The following is a 20,733-nucleotide window of genomic DNA, read 5'->3' on the forward strand; positions in this document are numbered from 1 at the left end:
GGGGCCGGGGGGGGGGGGGGGGGGGCGCCCCCCCGGGGGGGGGGGGGGGGGGGGGGGGGGGGGGGGGGGGGGGGCCGGGGGGGCCACCGCCCCGGCCCCCCGCCGTGGCGGCCGGTGAACATCCTGTCGACGGCCGGATCCGCCCTGTTCACCGGCGTTCACCACCCGCCCCGAACCTGCGCCGAACCTGCACCGATCCCGCCTGGATTCGGGCCCGGGGGAGCGGAACGGTACGGTGGTCGTGATCACTGCGCCGGTGCCGCCCTCCGGGGGACCGGGAACAGCCGAACCGGGACAAGACGGCAACGCGTCGGCACCGGTACGGTTGGCCCCGATGAACACCAAGGCTGCTGAGGAGCTGCCGGCTGTTTCCGTGATCATGCCGGTGCTCAACGAGGAACGACACCTGCGCACGGCCGTCCGGCGCATCCTGGACCAGGAATACCCCGGGCCGATGGAAGTGGTGATCGCCCTCGGTCCCTCCACCGACCGCACCGCGGAGATCGCCGCCGAGCTGGTGGCGGAGGACCCGCGGGTGCGCACGGTCGAGAACCCCACCGGCCGCACCCCCGCGGGGCTGAACGCCGCGATCCGGGGCTCGCAGTACCCGATAGTGGTCCGGGTCGACGGCCACGGGCTGCTCACGCCCGGCTACATCACCACGGCCGTCCGGCTGCTCGGTGAGATGGACGCCGCCAACGTCGGCGGCATCATGCACGCCGAGGGCGAGACCGAGTGGGAGAACGCGGTCGCCGCCGCGATGACCTCCAAGATCGGCGTCGGCAACGCGGCCTTCCACACCGGCGGCCTGGCCGGCCCGGCGGACACCGTCTACCTCGGGGTGTTCCGGCGCGAGGTGCTGGAGAAGCTCGGCGGCTACAACGAGGAGTTCATCCGCGCCCAGGACTGGGAGCTGAACTACCGGATCCGCCAGGACGGCGGGCTGGTCTGGTTCACCCCCCAGCTCAAGGTGACGTACCGCCCCCGGCCGTCCGTCCGGGCGCTGGCCAAGCAGTACAAGGACTACGGCCGCTGGCGCCGGGTGGTCACCCGCTACCACCGCGGCTCGGTCAACCTGCGCTACCTCGCCCCGCCGAGCGCGCTGCTCGCGGTGGTGCTCGGCCTGGTGCTCGGCGCCGCCGTCCACCCGGCCTTCCTCGCGGTGCCCGGCGCCTACCTGCTGGGCATCCTCGGCGGCGCGGTGGTCGAGGGCCGCGGGCTGTCCCTCCGCGCCAAGGCGCTGCTGCCGGTGGCGCTCGCGACCATGCACCTCAGCTGGGGCTTCGGCTTCCTCACCTCGCCCCGCTCGCTGGCCCGCCGGGTGATGCGCAGCGTCGCCCCGACCTCCGAGGACGTGCTCTCCCGGGCACGTTGAGGCGCCGGACGGCCAACTCGGCCGGCCGGCAGGTTCGGTGATGCCGTGTCAGGTCAGGCCGACCGGAGGCCGCAGCGGTGCCGGCCACCGGATCGACGGTGGCCGGGCAGCTACTTGGCGCACACGTCGACGTCGTCCGCCTGCACCCGCTGGAGGTCCTTCGGGGCCTCGGTCGGCGCCTGCGAGGGGGCCGCGAGGACGTCCTTGCCGAGCACCAGCAGCAGCGGGTCCTTCGGGCCCGCCTTGGGGTTCGGGCGTACGGCGTCGGCGGGCAGTCCGAGGGCGGCGGCCAGCGCGGCGGCCTCGGCCTCCTGGCCTGCCGGGTGGGAGACCGTGGTGGTCGCGGCGGGCGGGGCGTCCGAGCCGACCGCCGCCCTGGCGAAGCCCTTGGCCTTCAGCTTGTCCACCGTCGGCCCGGACTGGCCGCGCGTCCCGCTGCCGTTGCGCACCGTCACCGGGACGTCCTTGGTGTCCACCGCCGGGGCGGTGGTGCTCGGTGCGGCCGAGGCGGGGGCGGTGGCCTCGGGGGCGGGGGCGGGCGTCCCGGTCAGCGAGCGGTCGCCCGCGATCATCGAGAAGATCTGCCCGGCGTCCGGCTGCTTCAGTATCAGCCGGTCCGTGTCCTTGGGGTCGTCCAGTACCGGCACGGTGGTGAAGGTGATGTTCTTGGTGTCCACCTTGCTGATGTCCTGCGCCAGGTCCTTCAGCTTGTCGACGCTGCCGATGGCGGAGTCCACGGTGAGCGCCTTGGTGGCGGCGTCCGCGAGCCGGTAGAGCTTGCTCGGGCTGGTCAGGGTGTCGTCGCTCTTGATCTTGCGGATCATCGAGCTGATGAACTGCTGCTGGAGCGGGATCCGGGTGAGGTCGCCGCCGAAACCGACCGCGTGCCGGGTGCGGACGAAGGCCAGCGCCTCCTCGCCCTGGACCACGTGACGGCCCTTGGACATCTTCAGGTGCGAGTCCTTGTCGTCGATGTCCTTGGCCGCGCAGACCTCGACCCCGCCGACGGCGGTGGAGAGCGTCTTGACCGCCTCGAAGTTGACCTGCACGAAGTGGTCGACCCGGATGCCGGTCATCTTCTCGACGGTCTTCCAGGTGCAGCCCGCGTCGCGCCCCTCCTGGCCGAGGCTCTTGTTGAACATGTCCCGCGCCGCGCCCGGGACCTTCTTGCCCTTGTCGTCCGCGCACTCCGGTATCGGCACCATCAGGTCGCGCGGGATGCTGACCACGGTCGCGTTGGAGCGGTCCTTGGCGATGTGGAACAGCAGCGTGGTGTCGGCGTGCCCGGTGCTGCCCTCGTCGCCGTACTCGCGTCCGAGGCCCGCCCGGCTGTCCGTGCCGATCACCAGCACGTTCAGCGCGTCCCCGGCGGCCTTGGGCCGCTCCGCCTCGTCGCCCAGCTGGACCTTCACCGAGGTCAGGTTGCTGTTGAAGTGCTGGTACAGGTAGTACGCCCCGCCGCAGCCCGCGACCAGCACCAGGGCGCCCGTCCCGGCCGTCCACTTGAGCACCCGCCGGCGCCGGTTCCGCCGGGCGGCCGCGGCGGCCCGGCGGCGCTCGTCCCGGCGGCCTCCGCCGTTGTACCGGCCGGTGTTCGGTTGGTCCTGCTGCACGGGATTCCCTACGTCCGACCGTCACGGGGGCGGCCCACCCGGGCGGTGGGTCGATCCGGACACACTAGACGAGCCGAACGGGGGAATCGTTCCGAGTATGAGATCCGTCACGGAAATGCAATAGGCTGGCAAATTCCGGACCGGGCCTCAGTGTTGTGCGCAGGCGTCCACGTCCGCGGTGCGTCCCTCGAACGTGGGCGAGTCGCTCGCCGAGGGTGACGCCGCCGCCCCGTCGGAGCCCGCGACGGCCCCCGGACTCGCCCCCGCGTCCGGGGTTGGCGTCGAACCGGGCGGGCGGACCGCGATCTGCCGGTCCGCCCGCAGTGCGGTGAACAGCTGGGTGGTCTGCGGCTGCACGAACTCGTCGCGGTCCGAGTCGTAGCGGTACGGGCGGCGCGGCGCGGTCAGGAACACCACGTTCTCCGAGGGCAGGCCGCGCAGGTCCTTGGTCAGGTCGTAGAGCGCGCCGAGCGAGGACAGGCCGCCGTCCGCCTTCACCGAGGAGGTGGCCGCGTCCAGCACCGGCCACAGCTTGGTCGGGTTCAGCAGCACCCCCTGCGACTGCACCTTGCGGATCAGCGAGGCCAGGAACTGCTGCTGACGGCCCATCCGCTGGGTGTCGCTGCCGTCGCCCAGGCTCTCCCGGGCCCGGACGTAACCGAGCGCCTGCTCGCCGTGCAGCACCTGGCGCCCGGCCGCGAGGTCCAGCTTGGCGTCCTTGTCGTGGATCGGCTGCGGCACGCACACCTCGACCCCGCCGATCGCGTCCACCATGGTCTTGAAGCCGCTGAAGTCGAGGATCACGTAGTGGTCGACCCGGATGCCGCTCAGCTGCTCGACGGTGCGGATCGAGCAGGCCGGACCGCCCAGCTCGAAGGCCCAGTTGAACTGCATCGTCCCCGGCTTGCTGCGGCTGCCGTCCGGCTTCTCGCAGGAGGGCACCGTCACCATGACGTCGCGCGGGATGGAGACCGCCGTCGCGTGCCTCCGGTCGGCGGCCAGGTGCAGCAGGATCGTGGTGTCCGAGCGCTGGCTGCCGGGCTGCCCGCCGTACGAGGAGTTGGTGCCGGTGCGGTCGTCGCTGCCGATCAGCAGGATGTTCCGGGCGCCCTCGGTCCCCGCGGCCCGGCCCGGCCGCTCGCCCTCCAGCTTGGCCAGCAGCTGGTCGGTGGCGGAGTCGGTCCTGATGTTGCCGTCCAGCTTCCGGTACGCGATCCAGAGCGTCACGCCGGTGGCGACCAGCAGGAACGCGACGGCGCCGGCGGTGATCATCAGCCACCGCCGGCGCCGTCGCGGGCGTCCCGGTCCGCTCGGGGGAGCGTCCGCGGGGGGAGTCTCGTCGGTCGGGGGGTGCTCGGTGTCATCCTCGGCCATGGCAGGCATCCCTACCCGCCGGGGCGGCGCCGGGGTCAGCCGAGGCGGACAGTCACCCGTTCGGACTCGGCCCGCTTCTCCCACTGCCCGGCGTCCAGGCCCTGCGAGTTGCGGCACAGCACCACCGAGGCGCCGGCCGCCAGCGGGGCCAGCAGGCCGGCCTCCAGACCGGCCCAGTCGTCGAAGGAGAGGGTGGACATCACCCGGTCGCCGGGCTTGAGGCCGAGGCGCCCGGCCCCCTCCCGGGCCAGCGCGACGGTCTGCTCACCCGTCAGCTTCAGCGGCAGCCCGTCGACCCTGGTCTCCAGGGCCTGCCCGTCCGGGGCGACGGGGGAGTACGGCGCGAAGCGGTCGCCCTGGCCGGGCACCTCGGCGGCGTAGTCGAGGAAGCCGTCCGGGCGGTGCGGGAAACGGCCGCCGAGCGGCCGCAGGGCGAGCGCCACCCGCTCGCCCTCGCAGGCCTGGGCGGCCTCCAGGCCGTCCGGGCCGCTCACCACCAGGTCGGCGTCGGCCGGATCGCCGTCCGGCACCGCCGTCACGCCGACCGACCAGCAGGCCAGCAGCCAGACGGCGCTCTGCCAGTGGGCGGGCAGCAGCAGCGCGGCCCGGTCGCCCGGGCCGGCGTTCAGTTCGTCCTGGAGGAGGTTGGACGTCTTGGCGACCCAGTTGTCGAAGGTCCGGGCGGACAGCTCCACCCGTTCGCCGGTGGCGTCGTCGTAGAAGGTGACCAGCGGGGCCGCGGGATCGACCGAAGGGGTGCCGCCGCGCAGGTATGCGTGCAGCAGCTCGACGGGGGTGCGGGCATCGGCAGCGAATGGCGCAGTCATGGTGCGCCCCAGCCTACGGCCTTCGAGTGGCACGCCGGGAGGGGCGGCCGAGCGGGCGCGGGGCGGCGTGGCGAGCCGTCCGGTTTGCGGCGACGATCCCCTGTATGCGCCTTTCACACCAGGCCGCGCGCCTCCGGACCGGAGCCGTGCGCCTCCCGTTCCCCGCCGCGCTGCTCGCCGGATGCACCGCCGCCCTCCTGCTCCAGCCCGCCTCCGGCGCCTCCGCCGCGCCCCTTGCTCCCGGAGCCGAGCGCCGCGACTTCCCCGGCGGCGGCACGACCACCTCGCTCCCGCTGTCCGCCGGCCACGGCCTCGCACCGAGCACCACCCGACCGTACGAACTCCTCGGCGTCGGTTGGGACGGACCGGCCGGTGCCCTGGACGGCGGATCCGTCCGGGTCCGCACCCGCGACGCCGCCACCGGCCGCTGGAGCGACTGGCACACCCTGGAGGCCGACCCCGAGGACGGCCCCGACCACGCCCCGCACGGCGCCACCGCCCCGCTGTGGACCGGCCGCAGCGACGGCGTCGCCGTCGAGGTCCGCCCCGGCCCGGCCGGACCGCCGCCCGGACTCCGGGTCGACCTGGTCGACCCCGGCGCCGGTGCCCCGGCGCCCAGCGCCACCCGCACCCTCCCCGCCGCCCCGGCCGACGGCGGCCAGGCACCGCGCCCGGGCATCGTCACCCGGGCCGGCTGGGGCGCCGACGAGTCCCTGCGCGAACCCGGCTTCGAGTACACCGGCCCCGTCCGCGCCGTCTTCGTCCACCACACCGCGACCGCCACCGACTACGCCTGCAGCGACGCCCCCCGGGTGATCAGATCGATCTACCAGTACCACGTCAAGACCAGCGGCTGGCGGGACATCGGCTACAACTTCCTGGTCGACCGCTGCGGCACCATCTACGAGGGCCGGGCCGGCGGCGTCGCCCAGCCCGTCCACGGCGCCCACACCCTGGGCTTCAACACCGACTCCTCCGGCGTCGCCGCCATCGGCACCTTCGTCAACGACACCCCGCCCCAGCAGCTCCTCGACGGCCTCACCGCCATCTCCGCCTGGAAGCTCGGCCTCACCGGCCAGGCCGCCGACGGCCACACCAAGCTCACCTCGGGCTCCGACGCCAGCCGCTACCCCAAGGGCACGGTCGTCGACTTCGACGCCATCTCCGGACACCGCGACGCCTTCAACACCGAGTGCCCCGGCAACGCCCTCTACGCCCGGCTCCCCGCCCTGCGCACGGCCGCCGCCAAACTCCAGAACCGGTAGCGTCACCCGCTCCGCGTATCGTTCATAGCCTCAGGCACCACAGGAGGCGACAGCAGTGACGGGCGGCAGCGAGGCGGTACGCCGTTGGCGGCCGGGCTTCCCGCTCGACCCCGTCCGCACCCTCCTGCCGCTGCGCCGGGGCCCCGCCGACCCCTCCTACCGCACCACCGGCGACGGCGCCGTCTGGCGCGCCTCCCGCACCCCGGCCGGCATCGGCACCCTGCGGGTGCTGCCTCGACCCGCCGCCGGCGAGGTCGAGGCGACGGCCTGGGGCCCGGGCGCCCAGTGGCTACTGGAACGCCTGCCCGTCCTGCTCGGCGCGGAGGACCACCCCGAGGCACTGGTGCTGCCCCCCGGCCCGCTGCGCGACGCCCAGCGCCGAACGGCCGGGGTGCGGCTCACCCGGACCGGACTGGTCCTGGAATCCCTCGTCCCGGCGATCCTCGAACAGAAGGTCACCACCGATGAGGCCTACCGCGCCTGGCGGACCCTGCTCCGCGACTTCGGCACCCCGGCGCCCGGCCCCGCCGAGGGCATGCGGGTGGCCCCGTCGGCCCGCGAATGGGCGATGGTCCCCAGCTGGGAGTGGCACCGGGCCGGCGTCGACCCCAAACGCTCCGCCACGGTGATGCGCGCCGTCCGGCTGGCCCCCCGACTGGAGGAGGCCTCCACGATGCCCCACGAACAGGCCTTCGCCCGCCTCACGGCAGTCCCCGGCATCGGCATCTGGACGGCCGCCGAAACCCTCCAGCGCAGCAACGGCGACCCGGACGCCGTCTCCGTCGGCGACTTCCACCTCCCCAACCTGGTCGGCTGGGCCCTGGCCGGCCGCCCCCGCAGCGACGACACCCAGATGCTCGCCCTCCTGGAGCCCTACCGCCCCCACCGCCACCGCATCTGCCGCCTCCTCCTCGCCACCACCGCCCACGCCCCCCGCTACGGTCCGAGACTCACCCCCAACGACCACCGCCGCCGCTGAGCGGAAAGCGCGGAGAAGCGTACACGTGTTGTGTACGCTTGAACCATGGCTGACGAACTGAACATCCGTGAAGCCCGGGCTCATCTCGCTGAGGTGCTGAGCCGGGCCGAGGCCGGTGAGGTCACCGTCATCACCCGCAAGGGCGAGCGTGTCGGAGCGGTCGTGCCGATCGAGATCCTCGATGCCATAGAGGACGCCGAGGACGAACTCCTTGCCCGTGAGGCGGAGAAGCACCGGAACGAACCCACCGTGAGCATGGCCGAAGTCCTGGCGGATCTCTTCGGAGCGCCTCCGGGGGCTGCCGGGAGCGCCGCGTGAAGTACGCGTTTCGATTCACTGCGAGCGCCCGGCGGCAGCTACGCGGCATCGGCCAGGTCGACGCCATGCAAATCCTCGCAGCGCTCACCCGGCTCGGCGACGACCCGTACGCCGACGATCCGGACGTCAAGAAACTGACGGGTCATACGGGCCTCTACCGGCTTCGCGTCGGCATCTATCGCGTGGCGTACGAGATTCACGACGACGTGCTGGTGATCGTCGTCGTGAAGGTCGGCAACCGCCGCGAGATCTACCGGGGCCTCTGAGCCCTACCGCACCGCGATGAAGGCGTCCGCGCTGCGCTCCGGCCGCTCCCGCGGGGCCTCCGCCGGGCGGCCGACCGCGACGGCGCCCATCGGGTCCCAGTCCTCCGGCAGGTCCAGCGCCGCCCGGACGGTGTCACGGCAGAACATCGTGGACGACACCCAGGCGGAGCCGTACCCCTCACCGGTCAGCGCGACCAGCAGGTTCTGCACCGCCGCACCGACGGCCACCGTGAACATCTCCCGCTCCGCCGCGGCCCGCCGCGGATCCGGGTAGTCGTGCGAGCCGTCCATCACCAGGCACGGCACCACCAGGTACGGCGCGTCCCGCAGCACGTTGCCCCGAGCGGTGCGACGGGCGATCCGGGCCTCGTCCCAGCCGTCGAGTTCGCGCAGGTCGCGCTGCCAGGCGCCGAGCATGGCGTCGAGCAGCCGGTCCCGGGTCTCGGCGGACTCCAGCAGCACGAAGCGCCAGGGCGTGGTGTGGTGCGGTGCGGGTGCGGTGACCGCGGCGGCCACCGCGCGCCGGACGGCGGCCGGGTCGACCGGGTCGGCGGTGAAGGAGCGGACGGTGCGCCGCAGGGTGACGGCCTGGCGCAGTGCCTCGGAGGTGCCGAGCCGGAACATGTCGTCGGCGGCGGCCCGCACCAGCGGTCGGGTGCCGGCCCCGTCCTCGACGGTGACCAGGTGTCCGAGCCCGCGCACGACCGCGACCGGGACGCCGGTGGCCTTGCCCTTCACCAGGTCGCCGGCGGCGGCGAGTTCGTCGGCGGTCGCGGTGACGGTGAGCACCAGCTCGTTGCCGTGGCTGTCGGTGCGCCCGCGGTGGTCCTCCAGCACGGACAGCCCGGCGGCGCCGATCGCGACGTCGGTGAGCCCGTTGCGCCAGGGCCGTCCGAAGGTGTCGGTGACGACGACGGCGAGCCGGCGCCCCGTCAGCTGCTGGAGCCTGGCGCGCAGCGCCCGCGCGGAGGCGTCCGGGTCCTCGGGCAGCAGCAGGACGGTCCCGGGGGCGGTGTTGGAGGCGTCGACCCCGGCGGCGGCCATGACGAAGCCGTTGCGGTTCTCGACGATCCGGGCCGGTCCGCGCCGGGCGACCACCCGGACGGTCTCGGCGTCGATCGCGGCGTCGCGGTCGGCGGCGTGCAGCAGCCGGCCCTCGGCCTTGCTGACGATCTTCGAGGTGACGAGCAGGATGTCGCCGTCCAGGTACGTCCCGGCCTTGGCGATCAGTCCGGCGAGGTCCGCTCCCGCGTCGACCTCGGGAATCCCCTCGATCCCCAGGACCTCCAGCGCCGGGGTCACTTCCGTACCTGCTCGGCAAGACCCAACGCCGTCCGGGCCATCTCGGCGGTGGCCTCGACGTCGGTCATCAGCAGCGGGACGGCCCGGCAGGCGATTCCGGCGGCCTCGACCGCGGCGACGGCCTTCTCGTCGGCGGTGTCCACCAGCCAGCCGTCGATCAGGTCGGGCCCGTAGTTGAGCGCTACCGCCTCGGCGGTGGCCTCGACACCGACGGCGGCGAGCACCTTGTCGGCCATGCCCCGCACCGGGGCCCCGCCGATGATCGGGGAGAGCCCGACGACCGGCGCCGGGGAGGCGGCGACGGCCTCCCGGATGCCCGGGACGGCGAGGATGGTGCCGATCGAGACGACCGGGTTGGACGGCGGGAAGAGGATGACGTCGGCCTCGGCGAGGGCCTCCAGCACGCCGGGCGCGGGCTTGGCGGTGTCCGCGCCGACCGGGATGATCGCCTCGGCGTCGACGGCGGCGTGCAGCTTGACCCAGTACTCCTGGAAGTGGACCGCCCGGGTGCCCTGCTCGTCGGTGATCCGCACGTGGGTCTCGACCCGGTCGTCGCTCATCGGCAGCAGCCGCACGCCCGGGTTCCAGCGCACGCACAGCGCCTCGGTGACCTGACTGAGGCTGTACCCGGCGGTGAGCATCTGGCTGCGGACGAGGTGGGTGGCGAAGTCCCGGTCGCCGAGCCCGAACCACTCGGGGCCGACGCCGTACTCCTTCATCTCGGCCTTGATCGACCAGGTCTCGTCGGTCCGGCCCCAGCCCTGCTCCTCGTTGATCCCGCCGCCGAGGGTGTACATCACGGTGTCGAGGTCGGGGCAGACCTTGAGGCCGTAGAGGTGGATGTCGTCGCCGGTGTTGCCGATGACGGTGATCTCGTCCTGCGGTCCGACCGCCGCGAGGAGTCCGCGCAGGAAGCGCGCCCCGCCGATTCCGCCTGCCAGTGCCACGATGCGCATGGGGTCATCCTGCCACGGTCGGACTCTTCGTCAGTCCGCGCTCAACGCCGCTCGGCCTGCTCCCGCTGGTGCTGTTCGGGGACGGCCGTGGCGGTGGCGGCGCCGTACTGGTTCATCTCGGTCAGGCCCGGCGCGTAGAGGTGGATGGAGACGGCGGGTTCGAGCGCGCCGTTGACCACCTCGTGCAGGTAGCCGGAGGAGAACACCCGCTGCCCGCCGGGGCGCAGGATGCGGGCGCCCTCTCCGGCGTGGGTCAGGGAGCGTTCGATCAGCTCGCCGTGGACCACGGTCATCACGCCGGAGGACTCGCCGTGGTCGTGGAAGCCGCTGCTCTGGCCGGGCAGCCAGCTGAGCAGCCAGACCTCGTAGCCGGGGCCGGTCTCCAGCCGGGCGTACCAGCGGGTGAGCGCGTCGTAGCGGACCAGCGGCTCCCAGCGGGCACGGTCGGCGGCGATCTCGCGGACCAACTGGGCGTACCCGGCGACGGTGGTGGGGTGGCCGGGCAGGTCGGTGCGGGCGAGGTGGGGGAAGGCGAGCGGGTCGCCGGCGATGGAGACGTCGCTGAGCCCGTCCGCCCAGCGGTGTCCGTCCGTGCGGGGCACGGCGGGGGAGGTGCTCCCCCGGCCCGGCGGCTGGGAGGTGTTCCCAAGGCGGGCGAGCTTGTTGCGGTCGCGGTTCCGCTTGCGGATGCGGATCATGCGCACGGTAGTCGTCCTCGGATGAGTCGGCTGGTTCGGGGAGCAGCCGGATCCGGGATGTCCTGGGGCGGGAATCGCGGGCGGCCTCTGTGCTTCCTGGGGGCGGCGCGCGGTGGGACGCGGGCGCCTAGATACAGCAGGAACAGAGGCGACAACAAGAGTTCACGGCACGGCGGAGCGTGGAACCGCTCCGGGGGCTGGCGAACTCTGACATAGGGGAAAGGACACCGCATCCGCGGGGTCGGTGTCAAACCGGAGGATGCGGCATTCGAGTGGATTAGGTCGGGATCTTTCCCGGATGGGGTGATTCATCACTCTCTATGTTTCGATGGGAAGATCGCCGGGAAGGGAGGCCGATGACCGGCCTGTGACGGTGACCGAGCCTCATTCCACGAGTGGTTGCGGACGTTTCGGTGTTGTCCGGGGCTTTCTGGCTGAAGGTCCGATGTGTCCGAATATGTACACTATTCGTAACGGCTTGGTGCCAGTGAGTGAATCCCGGCCTCAATACCAGAGCTCGGCTTGACTGGGCCAGAGTGACGCAACTGTAATTTCACTCGTGTCGTCAGCCGCACGAGGCAACGGCAACCACGGGGACGCCAAGTAGGGGCAGAGGAGGCGCGCCACATGAGCGAGCTCTTTGAGCTGTTGATCGGGGACGGCATCGCGGAGGACGAGGAGGAACTCGGTTGGCAGGAGCGCGCGTTGTGCGCCCAGACCGACCCGGAGTCCTTCTTCCCCGAGAAGGGCGGCTCGACCCGCGAGGCCAAGAAGGTCTGCCTCGCCTGCGAGGTCCGCTCGGAATGCCTGGAGTACGCCCTCGCCAATGACGAGCGCTTCGGCATCTGGGGCGGTCTCTCCGAGCGCGAGCGCCGTCGGCTCAAGAAGAGCGCGGTCTGAGCGGGGAGGCCCCCGGCCCCCGCTGACCGTCCGCCAACCGCGGACCGCCACACAGTTGTACGAGCGCCTCACCGCGACGGTGGGGCGCTTTCGCGTTCCCGGCCCGCTTCCACCGCTCCCGGCCCCTTCTTCACCGCCTCCGCACCGGCACCGCGCACGAGTCGGCCATCGGGAGCCGTTAGTGTGGTGCGCCATCCGGTTGCCGTTCACCGGCTGTGTCCACCGAGAACTGGGGCCCGCGCACTCGATGACCGTCTACAGCCACCAGAGCGGCTTCACCGCTGCCAGGCCGCCCGCCTACCCGCGTCACCTGGTCACCGCGGTGATCGTCTCGCACGACGGCGCCCGCTGGCTGCCGCAGGCCCTGGCCGGCCTCCTCGGCCAGGACCGCCAGGTCCAGCGGATCCTCGCGGTCGACACCGGATCCACCGACAACTCCCCGCAGCTGCTCGCCGACACCCTCGCCGACTGGCTGCCCGAGAGCGGCCCGCTGGTGCTCGGCCGCCGGGCCGGCTTCGGCACCGCCGTCGCCGAGGCCGTCTCCGGGGCCGCGCCGCTGCGCCCGGAGGACCTCCCGTACCGGCTCGACCCCTCCGGCTACGACCCGGTCACCGGAGGCTGGGACGACTTCGGCGACCCGCTCGCCCAGGAGGACGACCTCGGCCGCGGCGGCCCGCGCGAGACCCAGCCGGTCGAATGGCTCTGGCTGCTGCACGACGACTGCGAGCCGCAGACCGATGCGCTGCGCCGCCTCCTCCAGGTGGCCGACTCCACCCCGAGCGCCGGCGTGATCGGCCCCAAGCTGCGCAGCTGGTACGACCGCCGCCAGCTGCTGGAGGTCGGCGTCACCATCGCCCGCTCCGGCCGCCGCTGGACCGGCCTCGACCGCCGCGAGCAGGACCAGGGCCAGCACGACCAGGTCCGTCCGGTGCTCGCCGTCTCCACCGCGGGCATGCTGGTGCGCCGCGACGTCTTCGAGCAGCTCGGCGGCTTCGACAGGGCCCTCCCGCTGATGCGGGACGACACCGACTTCTGCTGGCGGGTCAACGCCGCCGGCCACCGCGTGGTGGTCGCCCCCGAGGCGGTGCTGCGGCACGCCGAGGCGGCCAGCCGCGAGCGCCGGGCGATCGACTGCGGCCCCGCCCACCCGCACCGGGTGGACAAGGCCGGCGCCGTCTACACCCTGCTCGCCAACTGCCGGGGCGCGCTCTTCCCGTACGTGCTGCTGCGCCTGGTGCTCGGCACCCTGGTGCGCGCCGTCACCAACCTGCTCGGCAAGGACCCCCGCCAGGCCGTCGACGAACTGGCCGGGCTCGGCCACGAACTCGTGCGCTTCCCAAGGCTGTTGGCCGCCCGCAAGCACCGCGCCCGGACCAGGGCGGCGGACGCCCTGGACGACCGCACGCTGTTCCCGGCCCCCGGCGCGACCACCCGGCTCGCCGTCGAGGGCGTGATCGGCTCGCTCGGGATAGGGGGCGGCGACGACTCCGGCAGCCGCCACGGCTCGGTCGAGGCCGGCGGCGACGAGGACGGCGAGGACCTCGTCGTCGAGCAGTTCGCGCTGGTCAAGAAGCTGGCCCGGCGCCCCGCGCCGGTGCTGTTCGCCGCCCTGCTGGTGTTCGCCCTGATCGCCTGCCGCAGCCTGCTCGGCAGCGGCGAGCTGTTCGGCGGCGCCCTGCTGCCCGCCTCCGACGGCGCGGGCGGCCTCTGGTCGATGTACGCGGACGCCTGGCACCCGATCGGCACCGGCTCCACCGCCGCCGCGCCGCCGTACCTCGGTGTGCTCGCGGTGCTCTCCTGGCTGCTGTTCGGCCACGCCGACCTCGCGCTCACCCTGCTGGTGGTGCTCACCGTCCCGCTGGCCGCCGTCAGCGCCTACCTGGTGTCCCGGCCGCTGCTGGACTCCAAGCTGGTCCGCGCCTGGGCCAGCGCCACCTACGCGCTGCTGCCCGCCGCGACCGGGGCGCTCGCCCAGGGCCGGATCGGCACCGCCGTCCTCGCCGTGCTGCTGCCGCCGCTGGCCCGCGCCGCCGCGATCGCGGCCGGCCTCGGCATCCGCCAGGAGAGCGCCGCCAAGGGCGCCCGCCCCGGCTGGCGGCCGGTCTGGATGACCGTCCTGATGCTCACCCTGGCCACCGCCTTCGTCCCGCTGACCTGGGCGCTCGCCGTGCCGTTGTGCCTGGCGACGCTGGTCGTCGCGGTGCTGCGCGGCGGCGCCTTCGGCTCCGGCGGTACGGCCCTGCGGCTGCTCGGGCTGCGCGTCCTGGTGATCCTCGCCGTGCCGGTCGCGGTACTCGCCCCCTGGTCGCTGAAGGTGCTGTCGCACCCGCAGCGGCTGCTGTTGGAGGCCGGGCTGCCCGGGCTGCACGGCGCCGGGGCGAGCGCGGCCGGCCTGCTGCTGGTCAACCCGGGCGGCGCCGGGGTGCCGCCGGTCTGGCTCTCCGCCGGTGTCGTCCTGGCCGCGCTGGCCGCACTGCTGCGCGCCGACCGGCGCCGCGCGGTGCTCGCCGCCTGGGGCGCGGCCGGCGCCGGCCTGCTCTTCGCGGTCGCGGTGGCGGGCACCTCCGTCACCCCGGCCTCCGGCGGCCCGGTGGTGCCCGCCTGGGCCGGCCCGGCCACCCTGATCGCAGGGATCGCCCTGCTCGCCGCCGCCGCGATCGGCGCCGACGGCGCCAACACCCGCGTCGCCGGGATCGCCTTCGGCTGGCGCCAGCCGGTGGCCGCCCTGGTGGTGGCCGCCGCCGTGCTGGCCCCGCTGGGCACCGGCCTGTGGTGGGCGCTGACCGGCGCCGGCGGTCCGCTGCACCGCGCCGACGGCGGCCAGGTGCCCGCCTTCATCGCCGAGGAGGCCGGCACCACCGACCGGGCCCGCACCCTCGTCGTCACCGGGCAGAAGGGCGCCGTCCGCTACACCGTGCTGCGCGGCGCGGGCCTGACCCTCGGCCAGGCGGAGTCCACCGTCGACCCGGTCACCGGCACCCAGGACGGCCTGAACAAGACGGTCGGCAACCTGCTGGCCGGCTCCGGCGCCGACCAGGCGAACGCCCTGGCCGGCTACGGCATCGCCTACGTGCTGGTCGAGCGCCAGGCCGTCAACGCGTTCAAGGACGTCCTGGACGCCACCCCCGGCCTGGTCAAGGCCAACCAGGCGGGCGACACCGCGCTCTGGCAGGTCAACGGCGCCCCCGCCGTGCGCGCGGTGATCACCTCGCCGGGCGCCGCCCCGGTGGTCGTCCCGGCCGGGGTCCGCGACCTCTCCGCCACCGTTCCGGCCGGTCCGGACGGCCGGGTGCTGCGGCTCGCCGAGTCCGCCGCCCCCGAGTGGAAGGCCACCGTGAACGGCACCGCCCTGGAGCCCACCACGGTCGACGGCTGGGCACAGGGCTTCAAGCTCCCGGCCGGCGGCGGCAAGCTGAGCGTCACCCGCGAGGACAGCCTGGTGCACACCGGCTGGATCTGGGCCCAGGTGCTGCTCGGCCTCACCGTCCTGGTCCTGGCCCTGCCCGGCCGGCGCAGCCACAAGGACGACGACCTGCCCGAGGAGGTGGTGGCCGCCGCCGCGCTGGCCGCCGCCCAGGCGCAGGCCCCCGTCCCCGGCAGCCGCCGGGCCCGCCGGATGGCCGAGCGCGGCGAGGGCGGCGAGCCCGGCGCCGAGGAGCCCGGGGTGTACGAGGGGCGGCCGGGTGCGGTCCCGGCGCAGCCCGCCGGCGAGCCGGTGACCGCGGCGGTCCAGGTGGCCGCCGCCGTCCAGGAGGCCGAGCCGTACACCGACCCGTACCAGACGTACCAGCAGGCCGACCCCTACAGCTACGACCAGTACCCGGCCCAGCAGCCCGCGGCCGCGCCCTACGGCGGCCAGACGTACGAGGGCCAGACGTACGAGGGCCAGCAGCAGGCGTACCCGCAGCAGGGCTACGAGCAGCAGGGCTACGAGCAGCACGGTTACGAGCAGCAGGGCTACGAGCAGTACCCGCAGGAGCAGTACGGCTACGACCCCTACCAGCAGCAGCCCCAGCAGGCCTGGCTGCCGGGCCAACAGGACGAGCCGTACTACGACCCCAACGACCCGGGCGGCACCGGCCACTCCCCTGCGCACCACCCTCCGCACCAGCACGGATCGGGGAACTGACCCGCGATGAAGAAGCCCGCTTTCAGGAAGAAGTCCGGCGCCGGGTCCGAGGAGGCCTTCGAGCCCGCGGCCGTCGAGCCGGCCGGGGCCGCGGAGCCCGCCCGCCCGGCGGTCGAGCCCCCCGGCCGCTCCGCCGGGAGGACCACCCGGTCCCTGCTGGCCGCGGCCGTGGTGCTGGCGGCGGTCCTCGGGATCGCCGAGGTGCGCCCGCCGGCCGGCCCGGCCAAGGCGGACGCCGGGGGCGCCCCCAGCACCGCCCAGGTGGAGCGGACCGCGGCGGTCTGCCCGCAGCCGTTCCAGGGCCTGACCGGCTCGACCACGCTGACCGCCTACACCCCGCCCGGCACCGGCTCCGCCACCGGCGGCGCGGGCTGGCTCTCCGACCAGTCCGCCCCCGCCACCCCGCCGACCGCCGCCCCCTCGGCCCCGGCCTCCGCGGCGCCGAGCGGATCGCCCAGCGGGTCGCCCGCTGCGGCCCCGAGCGGCTCGGCGACCCCGGCACCGGACAAGAACGCCGCGCCCTCCGACGCCAAGCTGACCGTGACCAAGCCCGGCACCCCGGCCACCGGCCCGGCCACCAACGGCGATGGCGCGCCCGGCACCGGGGCCGTCGCCACCGGCGCGCTCGCCCCCGGCTTCACCGTCACCCAGACCACCGTGGTCACCGAGCAGCGCGGCCTGGGACTGTCCGGCCTGACCTGCACCCCGGAGAACACCAGCTTCTGGTTCGCCGGGGCCAGCACGGCCGGCGACCGGGTCGACTACCTCAGCCTGGTCAACCCCGAGTCCTCCGCCGCCGTGGTCGACATCCAGCTGTACGGCGACAAGGGCCTGATCGACAACGACGCCGCCACCGGCATCACCGTCGCCCCCGGCAGCTCGCAGTCCGTCCTGCTGTCGACCCTCAGCAAGGGCGCCGTCACCGACCTCGCCGTGCACGTGGTGGTCCGCTCCGGGCGGGTCGGCGCCGCACTGCACGCCGCCGACGGCTCCAAGGGCGCCGACTGGATCCCCGCCTCGGCCGATCCGGCCCCCACCCAGGTGCTGCCCGGCCTGCCCGCCGACACCTCCGCGGCCCGTCTGGTGGTCTGGGCGCCGACGGACGACGACGCCGACCTGAAGATCCAGCTCTCCGGCAAGAACGGCTGGTTCACCCCGGCCGGCAACGAGTCGATCCACGTCAAGGCGGGCATGGTGGCCGCCGTGGACCTCGGCAAGGTCACCAGGGACGAGGTCGCCGGGCTGCGGCTGTCGCCCAGCGACGACAAGCACGCCGTCCCGGTCGTGGCCGGCCTGCGGGTCGACCGCACGGGCGGCAACGGCAAGAGCGACGCTGCGTGGCTCACCGGCAGCAACCCGGTCGGCGCCCGCGCCACCGTCGCCGACAACCGGGCCGGCGCCTCCACGCTGTTCCTGACCTCCACCGGCGACGCCGCCACCGTCAAGGTCACCGCCTCGGCCGGCAGCGGCGGCGGCACCCCGGCGACCAAGGAGGTCCAGCTCCCGGCCGGTGGCACGGTCGCCATCCCTGCGCCCGAGCCCGCGGGGCTGAACGGGGTCTTCGCGCTCACCGTGGAGACCGAGTCCGGCGGCCCGGTGGTCGCCGCCCGGATGCTCTCCGTCCCCAACAAGGACGTGCCGATGTTCACCGTCCAGGCGCTGCGCGACGACCACAGCACCGTCCAGGTCCCGCAGGCCGCCCAGGACCCGGGCGTCGTAGTGCGCTGACCCCTTCCGGGGCCCCGCGGGGCCCCGGAAGGGTCAGTCCTCGTCGTAGCGCGGGTCGATGGCGTCCGGGGACAGCCCCAGCAGCTCGGCCACCTGCTCGATCAGGATCTCGTGCACCAGCGCCGCCCGGTCCTCCCGGGTCTTCGCCCGGATCTCCACCGGCCGCCGGTACACCACGATCTGGCTCTTGCGGCCCTTCTCGCCGGGGGACACCCGGCCCAGCGGCACGCCGTCCTCGGCGTCGGCGCCGTCCGCCTCGTGCAGCGGCACCTCCTGCACGGCGAACTCCACCTCGATCAGCTGCGGCCACCGCCGCTCCAGCCGCTCCACCGACTCGCGCACGTAGTCGTCGAACAGTTCGGAGCGGGTGAGCGAGATCGGCACCTGGGGCGGTGCCAGCGGGCCGCGCAGCCCCCTGCCGTGCCGGTCGCGGTGCCGGGGGCGGCGCGAGGGGCCTGTCGATGACTGCGGTGCGGAGCTGTCCATATCACTGCCGAGAGTAGTCCTTGGCGGGTCGGAAGTGGACCACTCCGACGGGGGAATCGCCGGGGCGACGGCGCGTGCCCAAACGGCCCGGAGCGAGCGGGGCGGCGGGAGCCGAACGGCGCGCCGAGGGCGCCCCCGGGCCCGGCCGGGACGTTCGGGCGGGCGCGCGGGCCGCGACACGGCACCCCCGCCGGGCAGGCGGTCTTCGCTCCCCGGCGGGGAGTGCGGTACCGTCCACCCTCGTGAGCTCTGTACGTCGTTGTTCGCGGACCGCGTGCGGCCGACCGGCCGTCGCGACGCTGACGTACGTCTACGCGGACTCCACCGCCGTGCTGGGCCCGCTCGCCACCTACGCCGAGCCGCACTGCTACGACCTGTGCGCCGAGCACGCCGAACGGCTCACCGCCCCGCGCGGCTGGGAGGTCGTCCGGCTAGCCGCCGAGGCCGGACCGCTGCGCCGCAGCAGCGACGACCTGGAGGCCCTCGCCAACGCCGTCCGCGAGGCCGCCCGCCCGCAGACCCCCCGTCAGGGCCGCGCCCCCGAGGGCGAGTCCACCGAGGGCGGCCGCCGCGGCCACCTCCGGGTGCTGCGCTCGCCCGACAACTAGGGCGCCTGTCCGGCGCCCGCCGGCGGACCCCCACCACCCTCACCCGGCACGATGCGTTCGCCCGGCCCGGGTACGCTGCCCGTCTGACCTCACCGCGCCCCGTCGACCGGCCGGGCGGGTGGCCGACACATCGATCAGACAGAACCAGGGTGGAGCCGCAGTGCGCGACCTCAAGCAGCTCGTGAAGGCGTACGACGTCCGAGGGGTCGTCCCGGACCAGTGGGACGAGAGCCTGTCCCGGGCCTTCGGCGCCGCGTTCGTGCAGGTCACCGGCGCGTCCGCGATCGTGGTCGGCCACGACATGCGGCCCTCCTCCCCGTCGCTCAGCCGGGCCTTCGCCGAGGGTGCGGCGGCCTACGGTGCCGACGTGGTGCAGATCGGCCTCTGCTCGACCGACCAGCTGTACTACGCCAGCGGCAAGCTCGACCTGCCCGGCGCGATGTTCACCGCCAGTCATAATCCGGCCCAGTACAACGGCATCAAGCTCTGCCGGGCCGGTGCCGCCCCGGTCGGCCAGGACACCGGCCTGTCCGAGATCCGCGAACTGGTCGAGTCCTGGACCGCCGAGGACGACACCGTCACCGTCCCGGCCCGCGACGTGGAGCCCGGCGCGCTCTCCGAGCAGGAGACCCTGCGCGGCTACGCCGACCACCTGCTCGGCCTGGTCGACCTCACCGCGATCCGCCCGCTGAAGGTCGCCGTGGACGCCGGCAACGGCATGGGCGGCCACACCGTGCCGACCGTCTTCGACGGCCTGCCGATCGAGCTCGTCCCGATGTACTTCGAGCTGGACGGCACCTTCCCCAACCACGAGGCCAATCCGCTCGACCCGAAGAACCTGGTCGACCTCCAGGCCAAGGTCCGCGAGGTCGGCGCGGACGTCGGCCTGGCCTTCGACGGCGACGCCGACCGCTGCTTCGTCGTCGACGAGCGCGGCGAGCCGGTCTCCCCGTCCGCGATCACCGCCCTGGTCGCCGCCCGCGAGATCGCCCGCGCCAAGGCCGCCGGCGAGGCCGAGCCGACGATCATCCACAACCTGATCACCTCCTGGACCGTCCCCGAGGTGGTCCGCGAGCTCGGAGCCACCCCGGTGCGCACCCGGGTCGGCCACTCCTTCATCAAGCAGGAGATGGCCGTCACCGACGCCGTCTTCGGCGGCGAGCACTCCGCGCACTACTACTTCCGCGACTTCTGGCGCGCCGACACCGGCATGCTGGCCGCGCTGCACGTGCTGGCCGCGCTCGGCGGCCAGGAGCGCACCCTGTCCGAGCTGACCGCCGAGTACGACCGCTACGCCGCCTCCGGCGAGATCAACAGCACCGTCGCCGACCAGGCCGCCAGCACCGCCGCCGTCCGCGCCGCCTACGCCGGCCTGGAGGGCACCACCGTGGACGAGCTGGACGGCCTCACCGTGGCCGGCCCGGACTGGTGGTTCAACCTGCGCGCCTCCAACACCGAGCCGCTGCTGCGCCTCAACGTCGAGGCCAAGGACCCGGCGCGGATGGCCGAGCTGCGCGACGGCGTGCTGGCCGTCGTCCGCGGCTGAGCCCCGCCGCCGACCGGGGCCGGGCCCCCGCGCCCGTCCGCGCTCCGGCGGAGCGCGCCTGACCGAAGCACGCGGTGCCCCGGCCGGTAGGGTTGCCTATCGGCCGGGGCACCTCCGTGCCACCACCGAACTTTGGAGAGCCCCATGAAGCTCGAATCCTTCCTGCTGGAGATCCTGGTCTGCCCGCAGTGCCGGGCCGCGCTCACCGAGGGCGGCACCGAGGAGCAGCCCGAGCTGGTCTGCACCGGCGCGGACTGCGGCCTCGCGTACCCGGTCCGCGAGGGCATTCCGGTCCTCCTGGTGGACGAGGCCCGCCGCCCGGCCTGATCCTGTTGGGGTGTGTCGGACACGCCCCGGGGCGCA

The 20,733-nt window shown here is 74.2% G+C and carries 18 protein-coding genes; 11 read left to right on the forward strand and 7 right to left on the reverse strand.

The genetic code is table 11. The features are described from left to right. Positions 1–334: 334 nt before the first annotated feature. Entirely contained in the window at positions 335–1,375 is a 1,041-nt protein-coding gene (locus ACIRVF_RS40965; RefSeq protein ID WP_402829807.1) for a glycosyltransferase family 2 protein, read from the forward strand. 110 nt (positions 1,376–1,485) lie between these two features. Here the strand turns inward: ACIRVF_RS40965 and ACIRVF_RS40970 are convergent, their stop codons facing one another. The 3 genes from ACIRVF_RS40970 to ACIRVF_RS40980 form a co-directional block, all read right to left on the reverse strand. After that, positions 1,486–2,988: an LCP family protein gene (locus ACIRVF_RS40970; protein ID WP_402829810.1), complete on the reverse strand. Its 1,503-nt coding sequence runs from the start codon at positions 2,986–2,988 to the stop codon at positions 1,486–1,488. A 147-nt stretch (positions 2,989–3,135) separates the two neighbouring features. Then, positions 3,136–4,260, reverse strand: coding sequence for an LCP family protein (locus tag ACIRVF_RS40975; RefSeq protein WP_402829811.1), 1,125 nt, complete (start codon positions 4,258–4,260; stop codon positions 3,136–3,138). Positions 4,261–4,397: 137 nt separating this feature from the next. Beyond that, the gene (locus ACIRVF_RS40980; protein ID WP_402829814.1) at positions 4,398–5,189 is read right to left on the reverse strand and encodes a TIGR03089 family protein; all 792 of its coding nucleotides are present in this window, start codon (positions 5,187–5,189) and stop codon (positions 4,398–4,400) included. 104 nt (positions 5,190–5,293) lie between these two features. Here ACIRVF_RS40980 and ACIRVF_RS40985 point away from each other — a divergent pair, with 104 nt between their 5' ends. Genes ACIRVF_RS40985 through ACIRVF_RS41000 form a run of 4 tightly spaced genes read left to right on the forward strand, consistent with a single transcriptional unit; the run spans position 5,294 to position 8,017 of the window. Beyond that, positions 5,294–6,454 (forward strand): peptidoglycan recognition protein, encoded by a 1,161-nt coding sequence (locus ACIRVF_RS40985; protein ID WP_402829817.1) that lies wholly within the window; start codon positions 5,294–5,296, stop codon positions 6,452–6,454. A 55-nt stretch (positions 6,455–6,509) separates the two neighbouring features. Next, positions 6,510–7,433, forward strand: a complete 924-nt coding sequence (locus ACIRVF_RS40990) for a DNA-3-methyladenine glycosylase family protein (RefSeq protein WP_402829819.1) — start codon at positions 6,510–6,512, stop codon at positions 7,431–7,433. 45 nt (positions 7,434–7,478) lie between these two features. Beyond that, a complete protein-coding gene (locus tag ACIRVF_RS40995; protein ID WP_402829821.1) occupies positions 7,479–7,751 on the forward strand; it encodes a type II toxin-antitoxin system Phd/YefM family antitoxin in 273 nt (90 codons plus the stop codon). After that, positions 7,748–8,017 carry a type II toxin-antitoxin system RelE/ParE family toxin gene (locus ACIRVF_RS41000; RefSeq protein ID WP_402829823.1) on the forward strand — a complete coding sequence of 90 codons (270 nt, stop codon included), beginning with the start codon at positions 7,748–7,750 and terminating at the stop codon, positions 8,015–8,017. The genes ACIRVF_RS40995 and ACIRVF_RS41000 overlap by 4 nt, the downstream gene beginning before the upstream one ends. Before the next feature lie 3 nt (positions 8,018–8,020). Here the strand turns inward: ACIRVF_RS41000 and ACIRVF_RS41005 are convergent, their stop codons facing one another. The 3 genes from ACIRVF_RS41005 to ACIRVF_RS41015 are packed head-to-tail and all read right to left on the reverse strand — an operon-like array spanning position 8,021 to position 10,877. After that, on the reverse strand, positions 8,021–9,319 hold the full coding sequence (locus ACIRVF_RS41005; RefSeq protein ID WP_402829826.1) for a coenzyme F420-0:L-glutamate ligase: 1,299 nt from the start codon (positions 9,317–9,319) through the stop codon (positions 8,021–8,023). Beyond that, on the reverse strand, positions 9,316–10,275 hold the full coding sequence (gene cofD, locus ACIRVF_RS41010) for a 2-phospho-L-lactate transferase (RefSeq protein WP_402829829.1): 960 nt from the start codon (positions 10,273–10,275) through the stop codon (positions 9,316–9,318). Before cofD ends, ACIRVF_RS41005 begins: the two co-directional genes overlap by 4 nt. Positions 10,276–10,316: 41 nt before the next feature. Then, positions 10,317–10,877: a cysteine dioxygenase gene (locus ACIRVF_RS41015; RefSeq protein WP_402829862.1), complete on the reverse strand. Its 561-nt coding sequence runs from the start codon at positions 10,875–10,877 to the stop codon at positions 10,317–10,319. Between the two features lie 723 nt (positions 10,878–11,600). On the opposite strand from ACIRVF_RS41015, the gene ACIRVF_RS41020 reads away from it, so the two are divergent. The 3 genes from ACIRVF_RS41020 (at position 11,601) to ACIRVF_RS41030 (ending at position 17,730) form a co-directional block, all read left to right on the forward strand. Continuing rightward, positions 11,601–11,873 (forward strand): WhiB family transcriptional regulator, encoded by a 273-nt coding sequence (locus tag ACIRVF_RS41020; RefSeq protein ID WP_030062195.1) that lies wholly within the window; start codon positions 11,601–11,603, stop codon positions 11,871–11,873. A gap of 247 nt (positions 11,874–12,120) precedes the next feature. After that, a complete protein-coding gene (locus ACIRVF_RS41025; protein WP_402829832.1) occupies positions 12,121–16,002 on the forward strand; it encodes a glycosyltransferase in 3,882 nt (1,293 codons plus the stop codon). 6 nt (positions 16,003–16,008) lie between these two features. Continuing rightward, positions 16,009–17,730 carry a DUF5719 family protein gene (locus tag ACIRVF_RS41030; RefSeq protein WP_402829835.1) on the forward strand — a complete coding sequence of 574 codons (1,722 nt, stop codon included), beginning with the start codon at positions 16,009–16,011 and terminating at the stop codon, positions 17,728–17,730. A 33-nt stretch (positions 17,731–17,763) separates the two neighbouring features. Here ACIRVF_RS41030 and ACIRVF_RS41035 read toward each other — a convergent pair whose 3' ends face one another. Then, complete coding sequence (locus ACIRVF_RS41035) at positions 17,764–18,216, reverse strand: metallopeptidase family protein (RefSeq protein ID WP_380421087.1); 453 nt, start codon at positions 18,214–18,216, stop codon at positions 17,764–17,766. A 242-nt stretch (positions 18,217–18,458) separates the two neighbouring features. On the opposite strand from ACIRVF_RS41035, the gene ACIRVF_RS41040 reads away from it, so the two are divergent. From ACIRVF_RS41040 to ACIRVF_RS41050, 3 genes are all read left to right on the forward strand, one after another. Beyond that, the gene (locus tag ACIRVF_RS41040) at positions 18,459–18,824 is read left to right on the forward strand and encodes a DUF3499 domain-containing protein (RefSeq protein WP_280686050.1); all 366 of its coding nucleotides are present in this window, start codon (positions 18,459–18,461) and stop codon (positions 18,822–18,824) included. A 160-nt stretch (positions 18,825–18,984) separates the two neighbouring features. After that, positions 18,985–20,370, forward strand: coding sequence for a phosphomannomutase/phosphoglucomutase (locus ACIRVF_RS41045; protein ID WP_402829839.1), 1,386 nt, complete (start codon positions 18,985–18,987; stop codon positions 20,368–20,370). 144 nt (positions 20,371–20,514) lie between these two features. Continuing rightward, positions 20,515–20,697: a Trm112 family protein gene (locus ACIRVF_RS41050; protein WP_030289948.1), complete on the forward strand. Its 183-nt coding sequence runs from the start codon at positions 20,515–20,517 to the stop codon at positions 20,695–20,697. Positions 20,698–20,733 lie beyond the last annotated feature (36 nt).

This window comes from Kitasatospora sp. NPDC101157 (genome assembly GCF_044768255.1).
Classification (GTDB): Bacteria; Actinomycetota; Actinomycetes; order Streptomycetales; family Streptomycetaceae; genus Kitasatospora.

What these genes read in the sequence shown, in the direction of transcription:
- ACIRVF_RS40965 (WP_402829807.1), top strand. Translation starts at nt 335, where the DNA reads ATGAACACCAAGGCTGCTGAGGAGCTGCCGGCTGTTTCCGTGATCATG.
- ACIRVF_RS40975 (WP_402829811.1), bottom strand. Translation starts at nt 4,260, where the DNA reads ATGATCACCGCCGGCGCCGTCGCGTTCCTGCTGGTCGCCACCGGCGTG.
- ACIRVF_RS40980 (WP_402829814.1), bottom strand. Translation starts at nt 5,189, where the DNA reads ATGACTGCGCCATTCGCTGCCGATGCCCGCACCCCCGTCGAGCTGCTG.
- ACIRVF_RS40985 (WP_402829817.1), top strand. Translation starts at nt 5,294, where the DNA reads ATGCGCCTTTCACACCAGGCCGCGCGCCTCCGGACCGGAGCCGTGCGC.
- ACIRVF_RS40995 (WP_402829821.1), top strand. Translation starts at nt 7,479, where the DNA reads ATGGCTGACGAACTGAACATCCGTGAAGCCCGGGCTCATCTCGCTGAG.
- cofD (WP_402829829.1), bottom strand. Translation starts at nt 10,275, where the DNA reads ATGCGCATCGTGGCACTGGCAGGCGGAATCGGCGGGGCGCGCTTCCTG.
- ACIRVF_RS41020 (WP_030062195.1), top strand. Translation starts at nt 11,601, where the DNA reads ATGAGCGAGCTCTTTGAGCTGTTGATCGGGGACGGCATCGCGGAGGAC.
- ACIRVF_RS41025 (WP_402829832.1), top strand. Translation starts at nt 12,121, where the DNA reads ATGACCGTCTACAGCCACCAGAGCGGCTTCACCGCTGCCAGGCCGCCC.
- ACIRVF_RS41030 (WP_402829835.1), top strand. Translation starts at nt 16,009, where the DNA reads ATGAAGAAGCCCGCTTTCAGGAAGAAGTCCGGCGCCGGGTCCGAGGAG.
- ACIRVF_RS41035 (WP_380421087.1), bottom strand. Translation starts at nt 18,216, where the DNA reads ATGGACAGCTCCGCACCGCAGTCATCGACAGGCCCCTCGCGCCGCCCC.
- ACIRVF_RS41050 (WP_030289948.1), top strand. Translation starts at nt 20,515, where the DNA reads ATGAAGCTCGAATCCTTCCTGCTGGAGATCCTGGTCTGCCCGCAGTGC.